This is a genomic window from Paenibacillus sp. MAHUQ-45 (assembly GCF_058133325.1).
Genome location: NZ_JBYUPV010000012.1, coordinates 13,785 through 31,227 on the forward strand (window position 1 = coordinate 13,785; position 17,443 = coordinate 31,227).

Sequence of the window (17,443 nt, forward strand, 5' to 3'; positions counted from 1 at the left end):
TCATGAAATTTGCGGTACTTGTCTTTCCGGGCTCCAATTGTGATATCGACTGCTATAAAGCGGTAGAAGAAGGCCTCGGCGAACCAGTTGATTATGTGTGGCATACGGCGACAGACTTGTCGGCCTATGATTGTATTCTCGTTCCAGGCGGCTTCTCCTATGGAGATTATCTGCGCTGCGGCGCTATTTCCAGATTTGCTCCTGTAATGGCTGAAGTGGCCAAAGCAGCAGAGCAAGGCAAATTCGTCCTAGGTATCTGCAATGGATTCCAGATTCTTACTGAAGCTGGACTATTGCCGGGCGCACTGCTTCGCAACGAGTCGATGAAGTTCCGCTGTCATGATACGGTGCTTAAGGTGGTTAACAATGGGACACCATTTACCGTGGATTATGCCGAAGGCGAAGAGATCGTTGTTCCTATCGCGCATGGCGAAGGCAACTATTACTGTGACGAAGAGACACTTGAGCAATTGAAAGCTAATGATCAGATCGTATTCACATACAGCGACAATCCTAACGGTTCCGTGGCTGATATTGCAGGTGTTAGCAATATAGCAGGCAACGTGGTTGGCATGATGCCTCACCCTGAGCGTGCAGTCAACAGCCTGCTTGGCTCGGAAGACGGTAAACGGATGTTCACATCAATCTTGAAGACCTGGAGGGATCGTCATGGCGCAGCAAGTATCCGCTAAGGAACCGACCGCAGAACAGATCAAAGAGCAGAAAATTTACAGTCAATTCGGCGTGTCGGACAGCGAGTATGAGCTGATTACGTCCTTCATGGGCCGTTTGCCGAACTACACAGAAATCGGTGTATTCAGCGTAATGTGGTCCGAGCACTGTGCGTACAAGAACTCCAAACCGCTGCTCCGTCGTTTTCCGGTGACTGGACCACGTGTCCTGATGGGACCGGGCGAAGGCGCGGGTATCGTGGATATCGGTGACAATCAAGCGGTTGTTTTCAAAATCGAAAGTCACAACCACCCTTCGGCAGTAGAACCTTACCAAGGCGCGGCAACAGGTGTGGGTGGTATCATTCGTGATATTTTCTCGATGGGTGCAAGACCGGTGGCGCTAATGAACTCCCTGCGTTTCGGGAAGCTTGAAAGTGACCGGGTAAAGTATTTGTTCGAGCATGTAGTATCCGGAATTGCAGGCTATGGTAACTGTATCGGCATTCCGACTGTCGGCGGCGAAATTATGTTCGACGACAGCTACGATGGCAATCCACTCGTCAATGCGATGTGTGTGGGCTTGATCGATCATGATAAAATCCAGCGCGGTGTCGCTAAAGGTGTGGGCAACCCTGTCTTTTATGTAGGTCCTCCTACAGGTCGGGATGGCATTCATGGTGCAACCTTCGCTTCCGTCGAACTGAGTGAGGAATCCGAAGCTAAACGTACAGCCGTACAAGTAGGCGATCCGTTCATGGAGAAGCTGGTTATGGAATCCTGTCTGGAGCTGATCGACAGCGGCATTGTGCTCGGTATTCAGGATATGGGTGCGGCCGGTCTGACCTGCTCTAGTGCGGAAATGGCAAGTAAAGCGGGCAATGGACTGGAATTGTACTTGGATCAGGTGCCACAGCGCGAGGAAGGCATGACGCCTTATGAAATGATGCTGTCCGAATCCCAAGAGCGGATGCTGTTTGTAGTTGAACCTAAGGATGAGGCGCAGGCCCAGGAGATTTTTGACCGTTGGGGCGTAATCTGCCGCAAAGTAGGTAAGGTTACGGATGATGGACGACTGAAGCTGTTCCATCACGGCGAAGTGGTTGGCGATATGCCGGTAACGGCGCTAGTAGATGAGTGCCCGGTGTATGACAAGCCGTCTGCAGTTCCTGCTTATTATGAAGAGAATGCTTCTGTAGATACATTGCGTTATGAAGAAGTGACTGATCTTGGTGGTGCACTGCGCAAGGTGCTGGGATCGCCAACTGTAGCAAGCAAAGCTTGGGTTTACAACCAATACGACTACATGGTACGGACTAGCACTGCGGTTCGTCCGGGTTCGGATGCGGCAGTAGTTACGATTCAAGGAACACGCAAAGGTCTGGCGATGACAACGGACTGTAACGGTCGTTATGTCTATCTGGATCCTGAAGTAGGCGGACGGATTGCTGTCAGCGAAGCAGCACGTAACATTGTCTGCTCTGGGGCGGAGCCGCTGGCGATTACAGACAACTTGAACTTTGGTAGTCCCGAGAAACCGGATATTTTCTGGCAAATGGAACGTGCGGTTGATGGTATGGCTGAAGCTTGCCGTGTGCTGGATACGCCAGTTATCGGCGGAAACGTCAGCTTGTACAACGAAAATGCTTCCGGTGCGATCTATCCGACACCTGTTGTTGGTATGGTGGGTCTCGTTAGCGATACTGACCATATTACGACTCAAGCGTTCAAGCAGGAAGGCGATGCGATCTTGCTGCTCGGTACGACCAAAGCAGAGCTTGGCGGTAGTGAGTTCCAATATGCGGTGCACGGTGTAACTGAAGGCCGTCCGCCGGAGCTGGATCTTGCGGTTGAGCGGAAACTGCTTGATGGTGTACTTGGCGCTATTCGCGGCGGGTTAGTACGTTCAGCGCATGACCTATCCGAAGGTGGCTTGGCTGCGGCGCTGGCTGAGAGCTGTATCAGCGGTGGCATCGGTGCCAACGTGAACCTGTCTGCGAATGGACTTCGCCGTGATGTGGCGTTGTTCAGTGAGAGCCAATCGCGGATTATTTTGACAGCAGCACCGGATCGGGCCGAAGAACTGAAAGCTGCGATTGCTGCGGCTGGAGTTCCTGTGGAAGTTATCGGAACCGTTGGCGGAGACAGATTGCGTGTGAACTTGGACGACGCAGCCGCGCTTGATGAGCAGGTATCTGCGCTGAAGTCCGTTTGGGAGGATGCCATTCCATGTCTTATGAAATAAAGACCGGGAAAGAGCAGACGGAACCTATTCTGTGGACCGGCGACTTTTACAATGAAGGAACGGGCTCGGGAGATATTTTTGATACGTTAAAAGAAGAATGCGGTGTGTTCGGGGTCTTCGGACACCCGGAAGCCGCATCCATGTCCTATTACGGTCTGCATGCCTTGCAGCACCGTGGGGAAGAGAGCGCAGGTATCTGCGTGGCAGATGGACGCGATTTTAACTACCACCGCGGCATGGGGCTGGTTAAGGAAGTATTTGATAAGGACAGAATTGCCTCACTGGTCGGCGACATGTCCATCGGGCATGTCCGTTATTCCACCAGCGGCGACAGCCGATTGACCAACGCGCAGCCGCTTGTGTTCAAGTACCGTGATGGTGATCTGGCGATTGCTACGAACGGTAACATTGTGAATGAGCCATTAATTCGGCGTCAGTTGGAGCAAAGCGGCTCGATCTTCCAGACCACAAGCGATACAGAAGTGCTAGCACATTTGATTGCGCGTTCGCCGAAGGATTTTGTCGAAGCGGCTAAGGATGCTTTGGAGCAACTTGTCGGTGGGTTTGCTTTTCTACTGATGACCAATGACAAGCTCTTGGTGGCTTCCGATTCGCACGGCTTGCGTCCGCTGGTCATGGGACGTGTTGGTGAAGCTTATGTGTTCGCTTCTGAATCCTGTGCCCTGGAAACCATTGGTGCAGAGTTCGTACGTGATATTGAGCCGGGAGAACTGCTCGTACTTGATAAAGACGGTCTCCGCGAAGATCGCTTCACTGAGCCGAAGCGTAAGGCATTGTGCGCGATGGAGTACATTTACTTTGCGCGCCCAGATAGCGATCTGAACGGCTCGAACCTGCACGCCGCCCGTAAGCGGATGGGCAGTCGGATGGCGCTGGAAGCTTTCGTCGATGCGGATATCGTCACCGGCGTGCCGGATTCCAGTATCTCAGCAGCTATTGGCTATGCCGAGCAGACGGGGATCCCGTATGAACTTGGACTGATCAAGAACAAGTATACTGGCCGCACGTTCATCCAGCCGAGTCAGGAATTGCGTGAGCAAGGCGTCAAGATGAAGCTAAGCGCCGTACGCCGTGTCGTAGAAGGCCAGAGAGTCGTCATGATCGACGATTCCATCGTGCGCGGTACGACCTCGCGCCGTATCGTCAATCTGCTGCGCGAAGCCGGAGCGGTTGAAGTACACGTGCGGATTACTTCGCCGCCATTCAAGAATCCTTGCTTCTACGGCATTGATACGCCTGACCGCCGAGAGCTCATCGCGTCGTATAAGACGATTGAGGAAATGTGTGAGGAGATTAACGCGGATTCCCTCGCGTTCCTCTCACCAGAAGGGCTGATCAGTTCTATCGGCGGATATAACAGTAATGACTATAAAGGCGGGCTTTGCCTGTCTTGCTTCGATAATGATTACCCAACGCAGGTGGATTTCGGTGGGGAAGAGAAGGATGGGTGCTCCTGCTAGGGTTGTCCATCCCCCTAAATCCCCCTTGCTAAGGGGGACCCCGGAGGGCGCTGCCCTCCGGCCACCCGAAAGCTTGGCGGTAGGTGTTTGGTTTTAACTTGCTAAGGGTGCTGGGGTGCGGCTGCCCGCATTGTCCCTGTTTGCCTCCGGCAAATACGGGACAAGCTCTACGGCGTTCCGCCCCCTGGCGGCATGCTGCACGCCGGGCAACGGCTGGCGCTTGGCTTCGTTCCAAGCGCCGACTGGCGAGAAAAGCTAGCCCCTGTTTGCTGCGCAAATGCGGCTTGCGCTTTTCTCGCCTAGTGAGGTGCTTGGCTTGGCCAAAGCACCGAACCCTTGCTGCTGTGCAAGGTGCGTACTGCGGCTTGCGGCAGGGTTGTATGGTGGTTTGGAAGTCATGGAGAGGAATTTTGGAGCTGTAGAAGCGTAGCGTTCGCCTTTATGATTGGATTTCTACCGAGGATAGCGGTTTAAATCAGGAAATCCAATCATAACAGCGATCGGAAGTCCAAACATTCATCGTAATGACGTCTGAAAACCACCTCCTTCCCTGCCGCCCCGCAAACGCACACTAAACTATAAAGATGAGGTGTCCAATAGTGTCGGAAGCTTACAAGAACGCCGGAGTGGATATTGCGGCTGGCAATGAAGCGGTAGAACGCATGAAAAAGCACGTAAAACGCACGTTCCGTCCCGAGGTCATGACTGAGCTGGGCGGATTTGGCGCGCTTTTCGGCCTCAATAAGGATAAATATGAGGAGCCTGTGCTGGTCTCGGGAACAGATGGCGTAGGCACGAAGCTGAAAATCGCGTTCGCGGCGGATCGCCATGACACCATTGGCATTGATGCAGTGGCCATGTGTGTGAACGATATTGTGGTACAAGGCGCAGAGCCACTGTTCTTCCTCGATTATCTAGCCTGCGACAAAGTAGTGCCGGAGAAGATTGAAGCTATCGTGGCAGGTATCGCAGAGGGCTGTCATCAAGCAGGCTGTGCCCTGATTGGCGGCGAGACAGCGGAAATGCCAGGCATGTACTCGGCTGGCGAGTACGATATCGCAGGCTTTACAGTTGGTATTGCCGACAAAGCCAAACTGGTTACCGGAGCAACCATTGCACCAGGGGATACAGTTATTGGACTAGCTTCGAGCGGAGTGCACAGCAACGGCTTTTCACTCGTACGCAAGCTTTTGTTGGAAGAAGACGGATATGCTCTGAATGAGACAGTTGATGAGCTGGGAGCACCGCTTGTAGATGTGTTGCTGGCACCGACCAAAATCTATGTGAAGCCTTTGTTGTCGCTGCTCGAGCAGCTTCCAGTGAAAGGGATGGCGCATATTACTGGCGGTGGATTCATCGAGAACATTCCGCGTGTGCTGCCGGACGGTGTGAATGTGGAGATCAACTACGGTTCGTGGCCGATTCTGCCAATCTTTAACCTGCTGCAAAGCAAAGGCGACGTAACCAATCGCGATATGTTCACCACATTTAACATGGGCATTGGTCTGGTTCTGGTCGTTGACTCTGCGAATGGCGAGCGGGCACTTGAGTTGCTCAAAGCAAGCGGCGAAGAGGCTTATATTATCGGTACTGTGACCGAAGGTGAGCGCATCGTTACCTTTACGGGGGCTGAAGTATAATGCAATTGAACCGGATCGCCGTGTTTGCTTCAGGTCAGGGCAGCAACTTTGCTGCGCTGGCTGAAGCACAAAAGGCAGGCAAACTGGGGGCAGGGAGTATTGAACTGCTTGTCTCCGACAAGCCGGAATCAGGGGCGGCACAGCGGGCAGAGGAGGCGGGTATTCCGACACTGCTGCTTCGTCCGAAGGATTTTGCCAGCCGGGAGCTATATGAAGCAGAAATTGTGGCCGAACTTCAGCGCCGGGATATCGGGCTGATTGTGCTGGCCGGATATATGCGGCTTATTACACCCGTTCTGCTTACGCCATACGCAGAGCGGATTATCAATATTCATCCTTCGCTGTTGCCGTCATTTGCCGGAATAAATGCGATTGGTCAGGCACTGGATTATGGTGTAAAGCTGACAGGTGTGACGGTGCATTTTGTCGATGGTGGCATGGATACAGGCCCGGTTATTGCCCAGCGAACGGTCGCTGTGGAGGATAACGATACGGCCGAGACGCTCGCTGAGCGGATTCATCAGGTAGAACACGGATTGTATGCCGATGTGGTCGGTGCTTTTGCCGATGGTCGAATTGAACTGTTGGGCAGAAAAGTAACGGTCCGCGAAAAGTGAGTTGCTTAGGCATGTAGTAGTTGCTACTTAGGTTGAACTGGAAAGTAACATAGTGGAAAAAGGGTTGGCGAGTAGCGACATAATTGATAGGAATTTGGAGACAACAGTGAAGAAATGGGAACATTCCCGCACCGCCGATTACTCCATTATGCAAACCCTTAGCTCAACCTGAAATTACGACACCAAGCAACATATCGAGCTTACACCGGCATTGTATGATATTTCTCGGGAAATATTGCACAAACTGCGAGTGATGTCGCATGGTGAGGGATGTAGGCCGATGGTTTAACAGGAATTTCTCCCGTTAATGTGCCTCATTTCCGTGCTTTGGACGATTTAAATGGAAAAACTCCAGTTAATCGGCCTGTTTGGACAGGTTTTGATGAAATCGGACGAAATAACAGGATATTTTCCCGATAAATTGTTCAAAAAGGTGTGAATGGCTAAATTAACAGGAAGAAATCCTGTTAATTGGCAGGGGGCAGATTCTAGTGGGCCGCTAGTGCAGCAATAAACCGGCAGCTTAACATTTTCCATCAAGACAGCTATTCTCAGGTATTCAGATTCACTTCGTTTAGATTGAGGTCCCTTATTTTTTAGTTTATCTTGGCTATTACGGCTTTATAAATTGCACGGAACATCCGGAGGAGGACTATTCAAAGTGAGTATCAAAAGAGCGCTGGTTAGCGTATCGGATAAACAGGGTATCGTGGATTTTTGCCGCGAGTTGTCTGCATTGGGCGTAGAAATCATCTCCACAGGTGGAACTAGCACACTTCTGGCTAAAGAAGGTGTGCCGGTCATCGGCATCTCCGATGTGACAGGGTTCCCCGAAATTATGGACGGACGTGTCAAAACACTTCATCCAGCTGTACACAGCGGCTTGCTAGCTGTTCGTGACAATGAAGAGCACACACGGCAAATGCGTGAGCTTGGTCTGGATTACATCGACCTCGTCGTGGTCAATCTGTATCCGTTCGCGGAGACGATTGCCAAGCCGGATGTTACTTATGAAGATGCAATCGAGAACATTGATATCGGCGGACCAACGATGCTGCGTTCTGCGGCGAAGAACCATGCTTTTGTGAGTGTGGTTGTGGATGCCAGTGACTACGCAGCCGTGCTTGAAGAGGTTCGTGCAGGTGGAGATACGACGCTCGAGACTCGCAAACGTCTTGCGGCAAAAGTGTTCCGTCATACGGCGGCTTATGATGCCCTGATTTCCGATTATTTGTCAAATGTAACCGGTGATCCGCTGCCGGAGCGCTACACGGTAACTTACGAGAAGATCCAGGATCTGCGTTATGGCGAGAATCCGCATCAGAAGGCTGCTTTCTACCGCAAGCCATTGGCTCCGCTGGATACGCTGACAGCGGCCGAGCAACTGCACGGCAAAGAGCTGTCCTACAATAACATCAACGATGCCAACGCTGCCCTGCAAATCGTCAAGGAATTTGAAGAGCCGGCTGTCGTGGCGGTTAAGCATATGAACCCTTGCGGAGTGGGCGTAGGGGAGAGCGTATATGAGGCTTATCAAAAAGCCTACAACGCTGATCCGACCTCCATTTTTGGCGGGATTGTTGCTGCTAACCGGATCATTGATGCGGATACAGCGAATCTGCTGAAGGATATCTTCCTGGAGATTATTTTGGCGCCGGGCTTCACGGATGAAGCGCTCGAAATTCTGACCAAGAAGAAGAATATCCGCCTGCTTAAAATCGGCAATCTCAGTGCGGCAGCTGCGCGCAAGAGCAGCTTTGTGGTGACCTCCATTGACGGTGGTATGGTGGTTCAAGAGAGCGACGTGCACTCCATTAACCCGGATGATCTGCAAATCGTTACGGATCGCAAGCCTACAGAAGAAGAACTGAAGCAATTGCTGTTCGGCTGGAAAGTCGTTAAGCATGTGAAATCCAACGCCATCGTGCTGGCGGCTGATGATATGACGGTCGGCGTAGGCGCAGGTCAAATGAACCGTGTTGGCGCAGCGAAGATCGCGATTGAGCAAGCTGGAGAGAAAGCCAAAGGCGCTATTTTGGCTTCCGATGCCTTTTTCCCAATGGGAGATACCCTGGAAATCGCAGCAAAAGCAGGAATTACGGCGGTTATTCAGCCGGGCGGCTCCATCAAGGACGAAGAGTCCATCAAGGTTGCCAATGAGTATGGCATCGCTATGGTCTTCACCGGCGTACGTCACTTCAAACACTAGAGCTGGCTTGGGAGGATTTCATTGTTATGGATATTTTAGTGGTTGGCGGCGGCGGCCGTGAGCATGCGATTATATGGAGCCTGTCCAAGAGCCCGCGCGTCGGAAAAATCTACTGTGCACCCGGCAACGCCGGGATTGCGCAGTTGGCGGAATGCGTGCCGATCGGTGTATTTGAGTTCGACCAGCTGACGGCTTTTGCGAAGGAGCGGGAGATCGGTCTGGTTGTCATCGGACCGGATGATCCGCTGGCTGGCGGGATTGTCGACGCTTTTGAAGCAGAAGGCATCCCAGTCTTCGGTCCGCGCCGTAATGCGGCGGAAATTGAAGGCAGCAAAACCTTCATGAAGGATCTGCTGCAAAAGTACAATATTCCGACAGCGGCTTATGCAAAATTTGATAATTATGAAGCAGCTTCTGCTTATCTGCAAGAGCAGCCACTGCCGATTGTTATCAAGGCGGACGGTCTGGCAGCGGGCAAAGGTGTGACTGTAGCCTACTCCAGAGAAGAAGCGGATAAGGCGCTGGCAGATATTATGGTCAGCAAAGTATTTGGCGAAGCGGGAGCACAGGTTGTCATCGAGGAATTCCTGGCTGGGCAAGAGATGTCAATTCTGGCCTTTGTGGATGGAGAGACGGTGCGGCCAATGGCTGCGGCTCAGGACCACAAGCCAGTATTCGACGGTGACAAAGGTCCTAATACGGGTGGTATGGGGACCTATTCCCCGCTGCCGCATATTGACGAAGCCATTATCCGCGAAGCTGTGGAGACAATCATTGAGCCTACGGCCAAAGCCATGGTAGCGGAAGGGCGTTCCTTCACTGGGGTGCTGTTCGCAGGGCTGATGATTTCGCCGGATGGCAAGCCGAAGACGATTGAGTTCAATGCTCGTTTTGGCGATCCAGAGACCCAGGTGGTTCTGCCAAGACTAAAGAGTGATTTGCTCGAAATCTTTTTGGCCGTGGTGGAAGGCCGTCTGGCAGACATAGAGATTGAGTGGAGCGAGGAAGCGGCTGTGTGCGTAGTGCTGGCTTCAGGTGGCTACCCGGGCTCTTATCCGAAGGGCGAAGTGATCTCTGGTTTGGAAGAGGACGGGAAAGGGCTGGTCTTCCATGCCGGAACGGCTCGTGGCGAGGATGGAAGCTGGTTGACGAATGGCGGACGTGTCCTGGGCGTCGTAGGACTGGGAGCGGATATTCGCGAGGCCCGTGAAGCGGCTTATGCCCGTGCCGAAGCGATACATTTTCCCGGAAAGCAAAATCGCAGCGACATTGCGATGAAGGCGCTCCTCTAAGGAAATAGGACTGTATCTAGCATTTTTTACGCTATAAGTCCTAAAAAAGGACTGACAAGTGATAGAAGAAGTGCTATAATACAACACGTACGGGGGAAAATGTGCGGATATATACAGATAAAGGCCTTTCCGATCATGGAAAGGCCTTTTTAAACATCAGAGCATGCGGACTTATTACCTGGCTTAAGGCCAATGACTTGAAATCGTATCTTTCAGAACATATGATAAGAAATGGTTCATACCGGGGAAAGATAGGTATCAGAGCATGCCGAAGTTACGCTGAATGGCGTATATTCAGTCACAGATTTAAGGGGGAATTAGTTTTGAGTAAGGTTGGAAGAAATGACTTGTGCCCGTGCGGCAGCGGGAAAAAATATAAGAAGTGCTGTCTCAACAAAGAGACGTCTGCGGTTGAATCCATACTGCGGCTGGTAACAACGGAAGAAGCTGCGGCACATGAAGCAGCAACCGTCGCCCCGGAAATGGATCAAGAGGCAACAGTACAACCCGCCAAGCGCCCGGAGAACAAGCTTACCCTGGCCAAGCTTAGAAAAATGGTATCCCGTGACCTAAAGTGGGAACATCCGTCCCATGAGCAATTGGGGTTGCATCTCATAGAGAGCATGAGAAATGAATTCGACAAGGAGCTTATTCAAGAGGCGCTTGTCCTGTGGAACGGCTATTCTCGTCAGACCAAGCCTGCGGTCAAGAAGATGGGTTCCTTCTGTGCAGCGATAGAATATCTGCTGTCTGAAGAGTACGGCTTCCTTCTCACCCAAGCGGAATTGGCGATTAAATATGAGGTTACTGCGGCAACGATCTCACGTAAAGTGAAGGAAATGCTGAATTATATCGAAGAGTTCGGTATGGGCGAAGCGCCTGACACATTGGCTGAACTGAACAGCCTGGGGAGTCCGAAAGAGAAGGAACATGCACTGCTGCAAAAAGTGATGGAAACCCCATCGGCCAAACGCCGGATTCAGCTTGCGCGTACGATTCTGGAAATTTACCCTGACAGTGCTGACGCTTATCTTGTTCTCGCTGAGGAATCCGAGGATGAGGAAGAGGCGCGTGCTTTTCTAAAAGCCGGGATGGATGCCGGAGCACGCGAACTGGGCGAAGACTTCTTCAAGGAGAATAAAGGTTATTTCTGGGGTCTTGTAGAGACCCGGCCTTATATCCGTATCTGTAAGAGCTACGCGGATTCTTCTTGGTTCGGCGGAAACACTGAAGAAGCGATTAACACGCTGGAGCACGTGCTGGAGCTGAACCCGGACGACAACACCGGCGCCCGTTATTTGCTGGTAGCAGCCTATCTCTACAACAACAAGCTGGGTAAGGCGGATCAGCTTCTTAAGCAATATGGTAAAAATGATGCCGCTGCTTCCTATGCCTATGGCCGTATGTTGCTGGAGTACAAGAAGAACGGACTGACTGCCCAGCTAAAAATGCTGTATCGTGTTGCCCGCAATGTGAACAAGCATGTGCCTGAATATCTGCTTGGCACCAAGCGGCTGCCTCATAATCTCCCGGACTATGTTGGGAGAGGCGATGCCAATGAGGCGATTGAGTATGTCATCGTGAATTCACGCCTTTGGACAAGCGTGCCAGAGCTGCTGAAGTGGATGTTGAAGCAATAATGGAAGAGTGATGTCTGAGATGCCCCTGCTGGCGTCCAGCAACGAATAACAAGAGGTGTCACGAAAGTCATGAAAGGATGACTGCGGGACACCTCTTATTGTATTTTCTACCTAAGAAAAACTGGCCTTGAAAAAAGTCTGAGGGAATAGTATGTTACAAGAAGCAAAACGATTAGACAGAGACAGTGAGGCGAGGAGAGTCATGAGAGAAGACGAAGACCGGATCTTGGGGATGGAAGATATTGTACGAGCACACCACGTGCTGCGGGAGGTCATTGTTCGTACGCCGTTGCAGCGTGATGCGGTACTGTCTGCCAAATATGAATGCGAAGTGTACTTGAAGCGGGAGGATCTGCAAATTGTCCGCTCTTTCAAAATACGCGGGGCTTATAATATGATTCGCAGTTTGTCCCCAGAGGACAGAGAGAAAGGGATTGTCTGCGCCAGTGCAGGCAACCATGCCCAAGGTGTGGCTTATTCCTGCAAAGCGCTTGGAATCAAGGGCAAGGTCTATATGCCGAGCACTACACCAAGCCAGAAGGTGAAGCAGGTTCGTCGCTTTGGTGGGGAGTTCGTAGAGGTCATTCTGAAGGGAGATACCTTTGATGATGCCTATGATGAAGCGTTGCAGGCCTGCATTGATTACGGTATGACGCTGATTCATCCGTTTGACGAGCCGAGAATTATTGCCGGCAACGGAACAATTGGCATGGAGGTTATGGAAAGCTTGGACAACCCTGCCGACTTTATTTTCGTGACCATTGGCGGCGGTGGCTTGGCTGCAGGCGTCTCAACCTATGTCAAAACGGTTAGCCCTGCTACGAAAGTCATTGGCGTTGAGCCACTTGGCGCGGCTTCCATGAGTGAAGCCTTTAAACAGGGCAAAGTGGTGACCTTGGATCACATTAACAAGTTCGTGGATGGTGCGGCTGTTAAACGTGTAGGTGGATTGACGTACGATATCTGTGCACGTTCTCTGGATGATGTCGTTATGGTGCCTGAAGGTAAGGCTTGTACGACTATTCTGGAGTTATATAATGAAAATGCTATTGTTGTGGAACCAGCAGGCTCCCTGCCTATCGCGGCGCTTGATCAGTATCGGGATCAAATCCGCGGCAAGACGGTGGTCTGTATCGTCAGTGGCGGCAATAATGATATTGATCGGATGCAGGAGATCAAGGAACGCTCGCTGATCCATGAAGGTCTGAAGCATTATTTCATGGTGAATTTCCCGCAGCGTGCCGGTGCACTTCGCGAATTCCTGGCAGAGGTGCTGGGTCCGGAAGATGATATCACTCGTTTTGAGTACACCAAGAAGCATGACAAGGAGAACGGCCCTGCACTGGTTGGCATCGAGCTGTCCAGTAAGGAATCGTATGCCCCGCTGATCGAACGGATGCAGCAGAAGGGCATGGATTACACAGAAATCAATAAGGATATGAATTTGTTCAATATGTTAATTTAATTGGATACGGCAGAGAGCTGTATGATCATAAAAAAGGCCCGTCCCACTGTGTTCAATAGTGGGACGGGCCTTACTGTTTAGCTGTCGTGTTGCATAGCTGTCTGAAGGTCTGCATTGCATGATCCCAGGCTACGGAAGTCATTAATGACTCTCTGCGTAACAGTTATATGGCTAAGTCAGCGGGACTTCCTTGGATCTGTACTGCTCTACCTTGTCGTCGAGCAGATAGCCGTTCTCTTTCAGCAGCTTCATGAAGCCTTCGAGCTTCTGCAAGAAGGGGCTGTTATCCGTGTTCTTGGCTGATAACAGACTAGCATAGGCCTTCTGTGCCTCCAAATCCATTTCGAGATTATCGTAATGGAATAGGGGGGTGTTATTCAGGCCGTAGAATGTGCTGGCTGTGTACTTCGTGTACAACTGCTTGGCCGCCGTAATCCGGTTCGACTTCGGATAGCTTCGGGTAAACTGCTCGGCTGCCAGGGCACGGGCAGCGACCTCGGTCCAAGCGATGACCAGCCCGTTATCCTTGGCGGAAGGCAGATCCGATTCAGCAGCCATCATCGTGATGTAATCACTGATGTCCTTCATGACATATATTTTGTATTTACGGTAGGCTCCATAATCAATTACAGGGAAGTAAGTCCCTTCTGCCGTCTCAAGTTTATAGCCGCTCTCTCCAGCGGTCTCCAGCAACGTTCGCAGGGCAGGGTCCTTAACACTCTCTGCCAGTTTGACCATACTGACCTGAGGTTTGTATACGGCAGCCAGCTGGCGTTGCACATCACTTCTGCTAAATTTGTTCTCCCATGCCCCAAGAGCGGCCTTGTGCAGGTTCTCAAGCTGCAAAGTCATCATCGTGGCCCGGTAAGAAGTCACTGCATACAAGTTGCTGTTCAAATATTTAATCGCCTGGGGAAGCTTGGACGACGACGAGAGCAGAGGCTGGGCAGCCTTATATATTGCTTCCGAATGACTGTTGTCTGCGCCTGTTGTGGAAGTCTTGCTGGTATTTTCTTGAGTGCTTGATCCACTCCCTGCTGCATATGTAGATTCGGCAGGTACAGCTTGTACACCGATGGTAATCGCAAGAACGGCTGCTAATAAGTAGGGCTTCTTGTTCATATGTGCTTCCTCCTGTCTGTTTGGAATGGAGTAAGAGACTTATTTTTTCAAGAACAGCACTTTCAGGCCGATCGCCCCGACAGCGAAAATAATCAGACTAACCCAAGGGGAGATCGTGAAGACGGGCAGCAGCGTATCCAGGTACATTCCAACAAATATCACTATAGCTGCTATAGCAATATAAATACCCAGTCCCTTGAGGTCAAAACCCTTTGCCTGCGGAGTGTCGCTGTCAGACAAGGCAGACATCCACTTCAGAAACAATTCAATGACGACAATGGAGCCAATGCCCACGGCAATGAGGGTGAAGAGGCTGATCTGGCTGAATATACCTGCTGAGCCGGTAGTCCATTGAAACAACAGACCGAATGCGCCTAATACACCGAAAAGGGAGGTCAGGGCCGCCCATGGAATCATCAGGTAGTAACTCAGCTTGCTTCTGGCAGGAGCCTCAGGTACACTTTCCACGATTTCTCTGAAATAGTCTTCCGGATGCTCTCCGAAAACTTGTTTAGCGTTCTTCCCCTTGCCTTGTTCCTGAAGCAGCAGCTTGGCCGCTTCCAGGAGTAGTTCCTCCGTACGAAGAGCATCAACCCGGCTGGCCCGCATCGCGAGAATCATATCCTCAAAATACGAGCGGTTGAACGGTGTCATCTGCTCGCGAAGTGCGTTGTTTTCCTTAATCATATCTTTGACTTTCATGGGTTGGATATTACCTCCAGTATCGTAAATCATGAGTACCTTAGCCTAAAGTATACGTTTGACGAGCCGGTAAGTGCAAGGAAATGCATTTCAGCCCGTGATGCATAATCCTTATCAAAGCGTGAACACTGATAAGGTAATGGCTTGAACAAATACAGCACTTGGAAGGGCAGGCGAAGGTTATGGGACATGGTGATCAGAAGGAGCAGAATAGATTCATGGGCGATGGCTTTGAGCCTGAACCGACTCATAGCATGGTTGATTGGGGCGGCTCCGATGGCTTCAGTCTCTGGGATGCTGCCACCGATACGTCCGAGGAGAACTGGATGAAGGATTGGGAAGGCAGACAAGAAACACATGACATGTTCCACAACAGCTATGAATGACGGGCCCTTTTAAGCCACTGTGGCCTCTTTTGTTCCCGGTGAACAAAAGAGGTCTTTTCCTTTTCTATTGACAATAATTATGGATACCGTATAATAAGAATATAATTCATACTAATTCAATCGGAATTACAAAATATATCAAATGCAGGTATAGATTTTAGAAGGAGGACATGGCAATGGAACGCGCAATTGTAATCCGGCATAACGGGGAGGAACTGACCGCTAGCATTCATTATCCAACAAAAGAAAAAGGGACTACCACCGGGCGCTGCAAGGATCGGGTTCCTCTGGCAGTGATTTGCCATGGATTTGTAGGCAACCGGATTGGGGTGGACCGGATTTTTGTAAAAGCTGCTCGTGAGCTGGCTCAGGATGGTTACTTGGTCATTCGTTTTGACTATGCAGGCTGCGGTGAGAGCAGTGGGAATTACGGCAGCGAGGATATGGAATCCATGATCGCCCAGACCCGTGCGGTATTGGATTATGGTATCAGCTCCTGCGATGTAGATCCGCAGCGGGTGACGCTGATTGGACATAGTCTTGGCGGAGCCGTTGCGCTGCTGACCGGGATTCGTGATCGTCGGGTGAAGAATTTGGTCTTGTGGGCGGCAGTGGGTTATCCATTCAATGATATCGTGAAGATTGTCGGCCGGGATGCCTATGATCAGGCGGTCAAGAAGGGTTCAGCGGATCATGCTGGATATTCGTTCACCCCTGTGTATTTTAACTCTTTGGCTGCTTTCCAACCGTTCCAGGAGGCTGGAAAATTTAGCGGTGATGTGTTGGTCGTTCACGGGACCTCAGATGATGTTATTCCGGTGGACTACGCCTTTCTTTACCAAAAGCTGTTCTGGACTCGGCCGGAAGGCCGCTGCGATAAAGAAATTATTTTTCAGGGAGATCATACCTTCTCCTCCGGTCCGGCGCAGGAGCAATTGCTTAAGCGGACACGGGAGTGGATGAACGAGCAGGAGCATCTGCAGGAGGAATGGCAGAACTGGATGATATAGAAAGCTGTCCTCTACTCGCCAAATAGGGGAAGAAGGGGTAAAATAAAGATGCAGGCCATATACTGGGTTAGGAGGTTGGCATCCTATGAAATTACCCGCATTTTTTATCGCGCATGGTTCCCCGTTGCTTGCCCAGGAGGATAACGAATATACCCGGTTTCTGGAGCGACTCGGCCGTGATTTAGAAAAACCCCGTGCTATTGTAGTCTTCTCAGCGCACTGGGATAGTCCGGAGCAGCTCTTGACTGTGGACGTTCAACATGAGGCGAAACACGACTTCTACGGATTTCCTGAGGAGATGTACTCGCTGACCTATCCGGCTCCGGGCGATCCTGAGCTGAGCCGTGAGATTTCGGAGCTGTTCAAGGCAGAGAACCTGCCGCATCAGCCGGTGCTTGGCCGTGGACTGGATCATGGCGTATGGGTGATCCTGAAGAAGCTATTCCCGCAGGCAGACGTACCTGTTGTTGCGTTATCGGTAGACTCTTTGCGCTCCCCTAAGGAGCAATACAACATTGGGCGCATGCTGGCCCCGCTGCGAGAACAGGGCGTGCTCATTATCGGCAGTGGCGGATTGGTGCATAACCTGAGACTGCTGAGAGAAGATGATCAGCCCGAAGCATGGGCACAGGAATTTGACGCTTGGGTTGGTAAAGGCCTTCAGTCCTGGAATCTTCCTGAGCTGTTCGCCTATGAGAAGAAAGCACCGCATGCCCGAGAAGCTGTTCCCACTTATGGAAAAGAGCATTTTGTGCCTCTCTTCTATGTTATGGGCGCCGCGGATGAGGGCAGACAGGCACAGCTAATGATCCAGGCTTATCAATACGGGACCCTTAGCCTGAATTGCTGGATGCTGGACTAGAACTGAATATGAGACCTTGAGGATAATGAATATAGGGTGCAGCCGGATTTTACCGGGTGCACCCTTTTTGAATATTTTTTAAATCCAAGCGAAACCAAGAC

General features: G+C 51.2%; 16 protein-coding genes. 12 read left to right on the plus strand and 4 right to left on the minus strand.

The window, feature by feature from the left end; genetic code table 11:
• The first annotated feature begins 2 nt into the window (after positions 1-2).
• From purQ to purF, 3 genes are read left to right on the plus strand one after another with little or no spacing between them, the layout of a single operon-like run.
• A complete protein-coding gene (gene purQ, locus AC3Y23_RS22470; RefSeq protein WP_379203231.1) occupies positions 3-692 on the plus strand; it encodes a phosphoribosylformylglycinamidine synthase subunit PurQ in 690 nt (229 codons plus the stop codon).
• Complete coding sequence (purL, locus tag AC3Y23_RS22475; protein ID WP_379203233.1) at positions 670-2,916, plus strand: phosphoribosylformylglycinamidine synthase subunit PurL; 2,247 nt, start codon at positions 670-672, stop codon at positions 2,914-2,916. The genes purQ and purL overlap by 23 nt, the downstream gene beginning before the upstream one ends.
• Positions 2,901-4,397 carry an amidophosphoribosyltransferase gene (gene purF / locus AC3Y23_RS22480; RefSeq protein ID WP_379203235.1) on the plus strand — a complete coding sequence of 499 codons (1,497 nt, stop codon included), beginning with the start codon at positions 2,901-2,903 and terminating at the stop codon, positions 4,395-4,397. The genes purL and purF overlap by 16 nt, the downstream gene beginning before the upstream one ends.
• 28 nt (positions 4,398-4,425) lie before the next feature.
• Here purF and AC3Y23_RS22485 read toward each other — a convergent pair whose 3' ends face one another.
• Both AC3Y23_RS22485 and AC3Y23_RS22490 read right to left on the minus strand, forming a co-directional pair.
• Positions 4,426-4,632, minus strand: coding sequence for a hypothetical protein (locus tag AC3Y23_RS22485; protein WP_379203237.1), 207 nt, complete (start codon positions 4,630-4,632; stop codon positions 4,426-4,428).
• Between the two features lie 20 nt (positions 4,633-4,652).
• Positions 4,653-4,796, minus strand: coding sequence for a hypothetical protein (locus AC3Y23_RS22490; protein WP_379203239.1), 144 nt, complete (start codon positions 4,794-4,796; stop codon positions 4,653-4,655).
• Between the two features lie 200 nt (positions 4,797-4,996).
• On the opposite strand from AC3Y23_RS22490, the gene purM reads away from it, so the two are divergent.
• The 6 genes from purM (at position 4,997) to ilvA (ending at position 13,260) form a co-directional block, all read left to right on the plus strand.
• Positions 4,997-6,037 carry a phosphoribosylformylglycinamidine cyclo-ligase gene (purM, locus tag AC3Y23_RS22495; protein ID WP_379203241.1) on the plus strand — a complete coding sequence of 347 codons (1,041 nt, stop codon included), beginning with the start codon at positions 4,997-4,999 and terminating at the stop codon, positions 6,035-6,037.
• The gene (gene purN / locus AC3Y23_RS22500) at positions 6,037-6,654 is read left to right on the plus strand and encodes a phosphoribosylglycinamide formyltransferase (RefSeq protein ID WP_379203243.1); all 618 of its coding nucleotides are present in this window, start codon (positions 6,037-6,039) and stop codon (positions 6,652-6,654) included. The genes purM and purN overlap by 1 nt, the downstream gene beginning before the upstream one ends.
• 661 nt (positions 6,655-7,315) lie before the next feature.
• The gene (purH, locus tag AC3Y23_RS22505; RefSeq protein WP_379203245.1) at positions 7,316-8,863 is read left to right on the plus strand and encodes a bifunctional phosphoribosylaminoimidazolecarboxamide formyltransferase/IMP cyclohydrolase; all 1,548 of its coding nucleotides are present in this window, start codon (positions 7,316-7,318) and stop codon (positions 8,861-8,863) included.
• Between the two features lie 26 nt (positions 8,864-8,889).
• Positions 8,890-10,155 (plus strand): phosphoribosylamine--glycine ligase, encoded by a 1,266-nt coding sequence (gene purD / locus AC3Y23_RS22510; protein ID WP_379203247.1) that lies wholly within the window; start codon positions 8,890-8,892, stop codon positions 10,153-10,155.
• 323 nt (positions 10,156-10,478) lie between these two features.
• Positions 10,479-11,795 (plus strand): SEC-C metal-binding domain-containing protein, encoded by a 1,317-nt coding sequence (locus tag AC3Y23_RS22515; RefSeq protein ID WP_379203249.1) that lies wholly within the window; start codon positions 10,479-10,481, stop codon positions 11,793-11,795.
• Positions 11,796-11,997: 202 nt separating this feature from the next.
• Positions 11,998-13,260: a threonine ammonia-lyase IlvA gene (gene ilvA, locus AC3Y23_RS22520; RefSeq protein ID WP_379203251.1), complete on the plus strand. Its 1,263-nt coding sequence runs from the start codon at positions 11,998-12,000 to the stop codon at positions 13,258-13,260.
• A gap of 171 nt (positions 13,261-13,431) precedes the next feature.
• Here the strand turns inward: ilvA and AC3Y23_RS22525 are convergent, their stop codons facing one another.
• Complete coding sequence (locus tag AC3Y23_RS22525; RefSeq protein WP_379203253.1) at positions 13,432-14,382, minus strand: hypothetical protein; 951 nt, start codon at positions 14,380-14,382, stop codon at positions 13,432-13,434.
• A gap of 39 nt (positions 14,383-14,421) precedes the next feature.
• Positions 14,422-15,084, minus strand: coding sequence for a DUF1129 family protein (locus AC3Y23_RS22530; RefSeq protein WP_379203255.1), 663 nt, complete (start codon positions 15,082-15,084; stop codon positions 14,422-14,424).
• 182 nt (positions 15,085-15,266) lie between these two features.
• Between AC3Y23_RS22530 and AC3Y23_RS22535 the strand changes: the two genes are divergently transcribed.
• The 3 genes from AC3Y23_RS22535 to AC3Y23_RS22545 all read left to right on the plus strand — a co-directional run bounded on the left by AC3Y23_RS22535 (position 15,267) and on the right by AC3Y23_RS22545 (position 17,342).
• Positions 15,267-15,470 (plus strand): hypothetical protein, encoded by a 204-nt coding sequence (locus tag AC3Y23_RS22535; protein ID WP_379203257.1) that lies wholly within the window; start codon positions 15,267-15,269, stop codon positions 15,468-15,470.
• A gap of 176 nt (positions 15,471-15,646) precedes the next feature.
• Positions 15,647-16,480 (plus strand): alpha/beta hydrolase family protein, encoded by an 834-nt coding sequence (locus tag AC3Y23_RS22540; RefSeq protein WP_379203259.1) that lies wholly within the window; start codon positions 15,647-15,649, stop codon positions 16,478-16,480.
• Between the two features lie 85 nt (positions 16,481-16,565).
• Positions 16,566-17,342, plus strand: a complete 777-nt coding sequence (locus tag AC3Y23_RS22545) for a DODA-type extradiol aromatic ring-opening family dioxygenase (RefSeq protein WP_379203261.1) — start codon at positions 16,566-16,568, stop codon at positions 17,340-17,342.
• Positions 17,343-17,443: the final 101 nt, after the last annotated feature.

Excerpts from the sequence above, each read along its gene's own strand:
- purN (WP_379203243.1), top strand. The coding sequence starts at position 6,037 with ATGCAATTGAACCGGATCGCCGTGTTTGCTTCAGGTCAGGGCAGCAAC.
- AC3Y23_RS22540 (WP_379203259.1), top strand. The coding sequence starts at position 15,647 with ATGGAACGCGCAATTGTAATCCGGCATAACGGGGAGGAACTGACCGCT.
- AC3Y23_RS22490 (WP_379203239.1), bottom strand. The coding sequence starts at position 4,796 with ATGACTTCCAAACCACCATACAACCCTGCCGCAAGCCGCAGTACGCAC.
- AC3Y23_RS22535 (WP_379203257.1), top strand. The coding sequence starts at position 15,267 with ATGGGACATGGTGATCAGAAGGAGCAGAATAGATTCATGGGCGATGGC.
- purD (WP_379203247.1), top strand. The coding sequence starts at position 8,890 with ATGGATATTTTAGTGGTTGGCGGCGGCGGCCGTGAGCATGCGATTATA.
- purF (WP_379203235.1), top strand. The coding sequence starts at position 2,901 with ATGTCTTATGAAATAAAGACCGGGAAAGAGCAGACGGAACCTATTCTG.
- purL (WP_379203233.1), top strand. The coding sequence starts at position 670 with ATGGCGCAGCAAGTATCCGCTAAGGAACCGACCGCAGAACAGATCAAA.
- ilvA (WP_379203251.1), top strand. The coding sequence starts at position 11,998 with ATGAGAGAAGACGAAGACCGGATCTTGGGGATGGAAGATATTGTACGA.
- AC3Y23_RS22545 (WP_379203261.1), top strand. The coding sequence starts at position 16,566 with ATGAAATTACCCGCATTTTTTATCGCGCATGGTTCCCCGTTGCTTGCC.
- purQ (WP_379203231.1), top strand. The coding sequence starts at position 3 with ATGAAATTTGCGGTACTTGTCTTTCCGGGCTCCAATTGTGATATCGAC.
- AC3Y23_RS22525 (WP_379203253.1), bottom strand. The coding sequence starts at position 14,382 with ATGAACAAGAAGCCCTACTTATTAGCAGCCGTTCTTGCGATTACCATC.
- AC3Y23_RS22530 (WP_379203255.1), bottom strand. The coding sequence starts at position 15,084 with ATGAAAGTCAAAGATATGATTAAGGAAAACAACGCACTTCGCGAGCAG.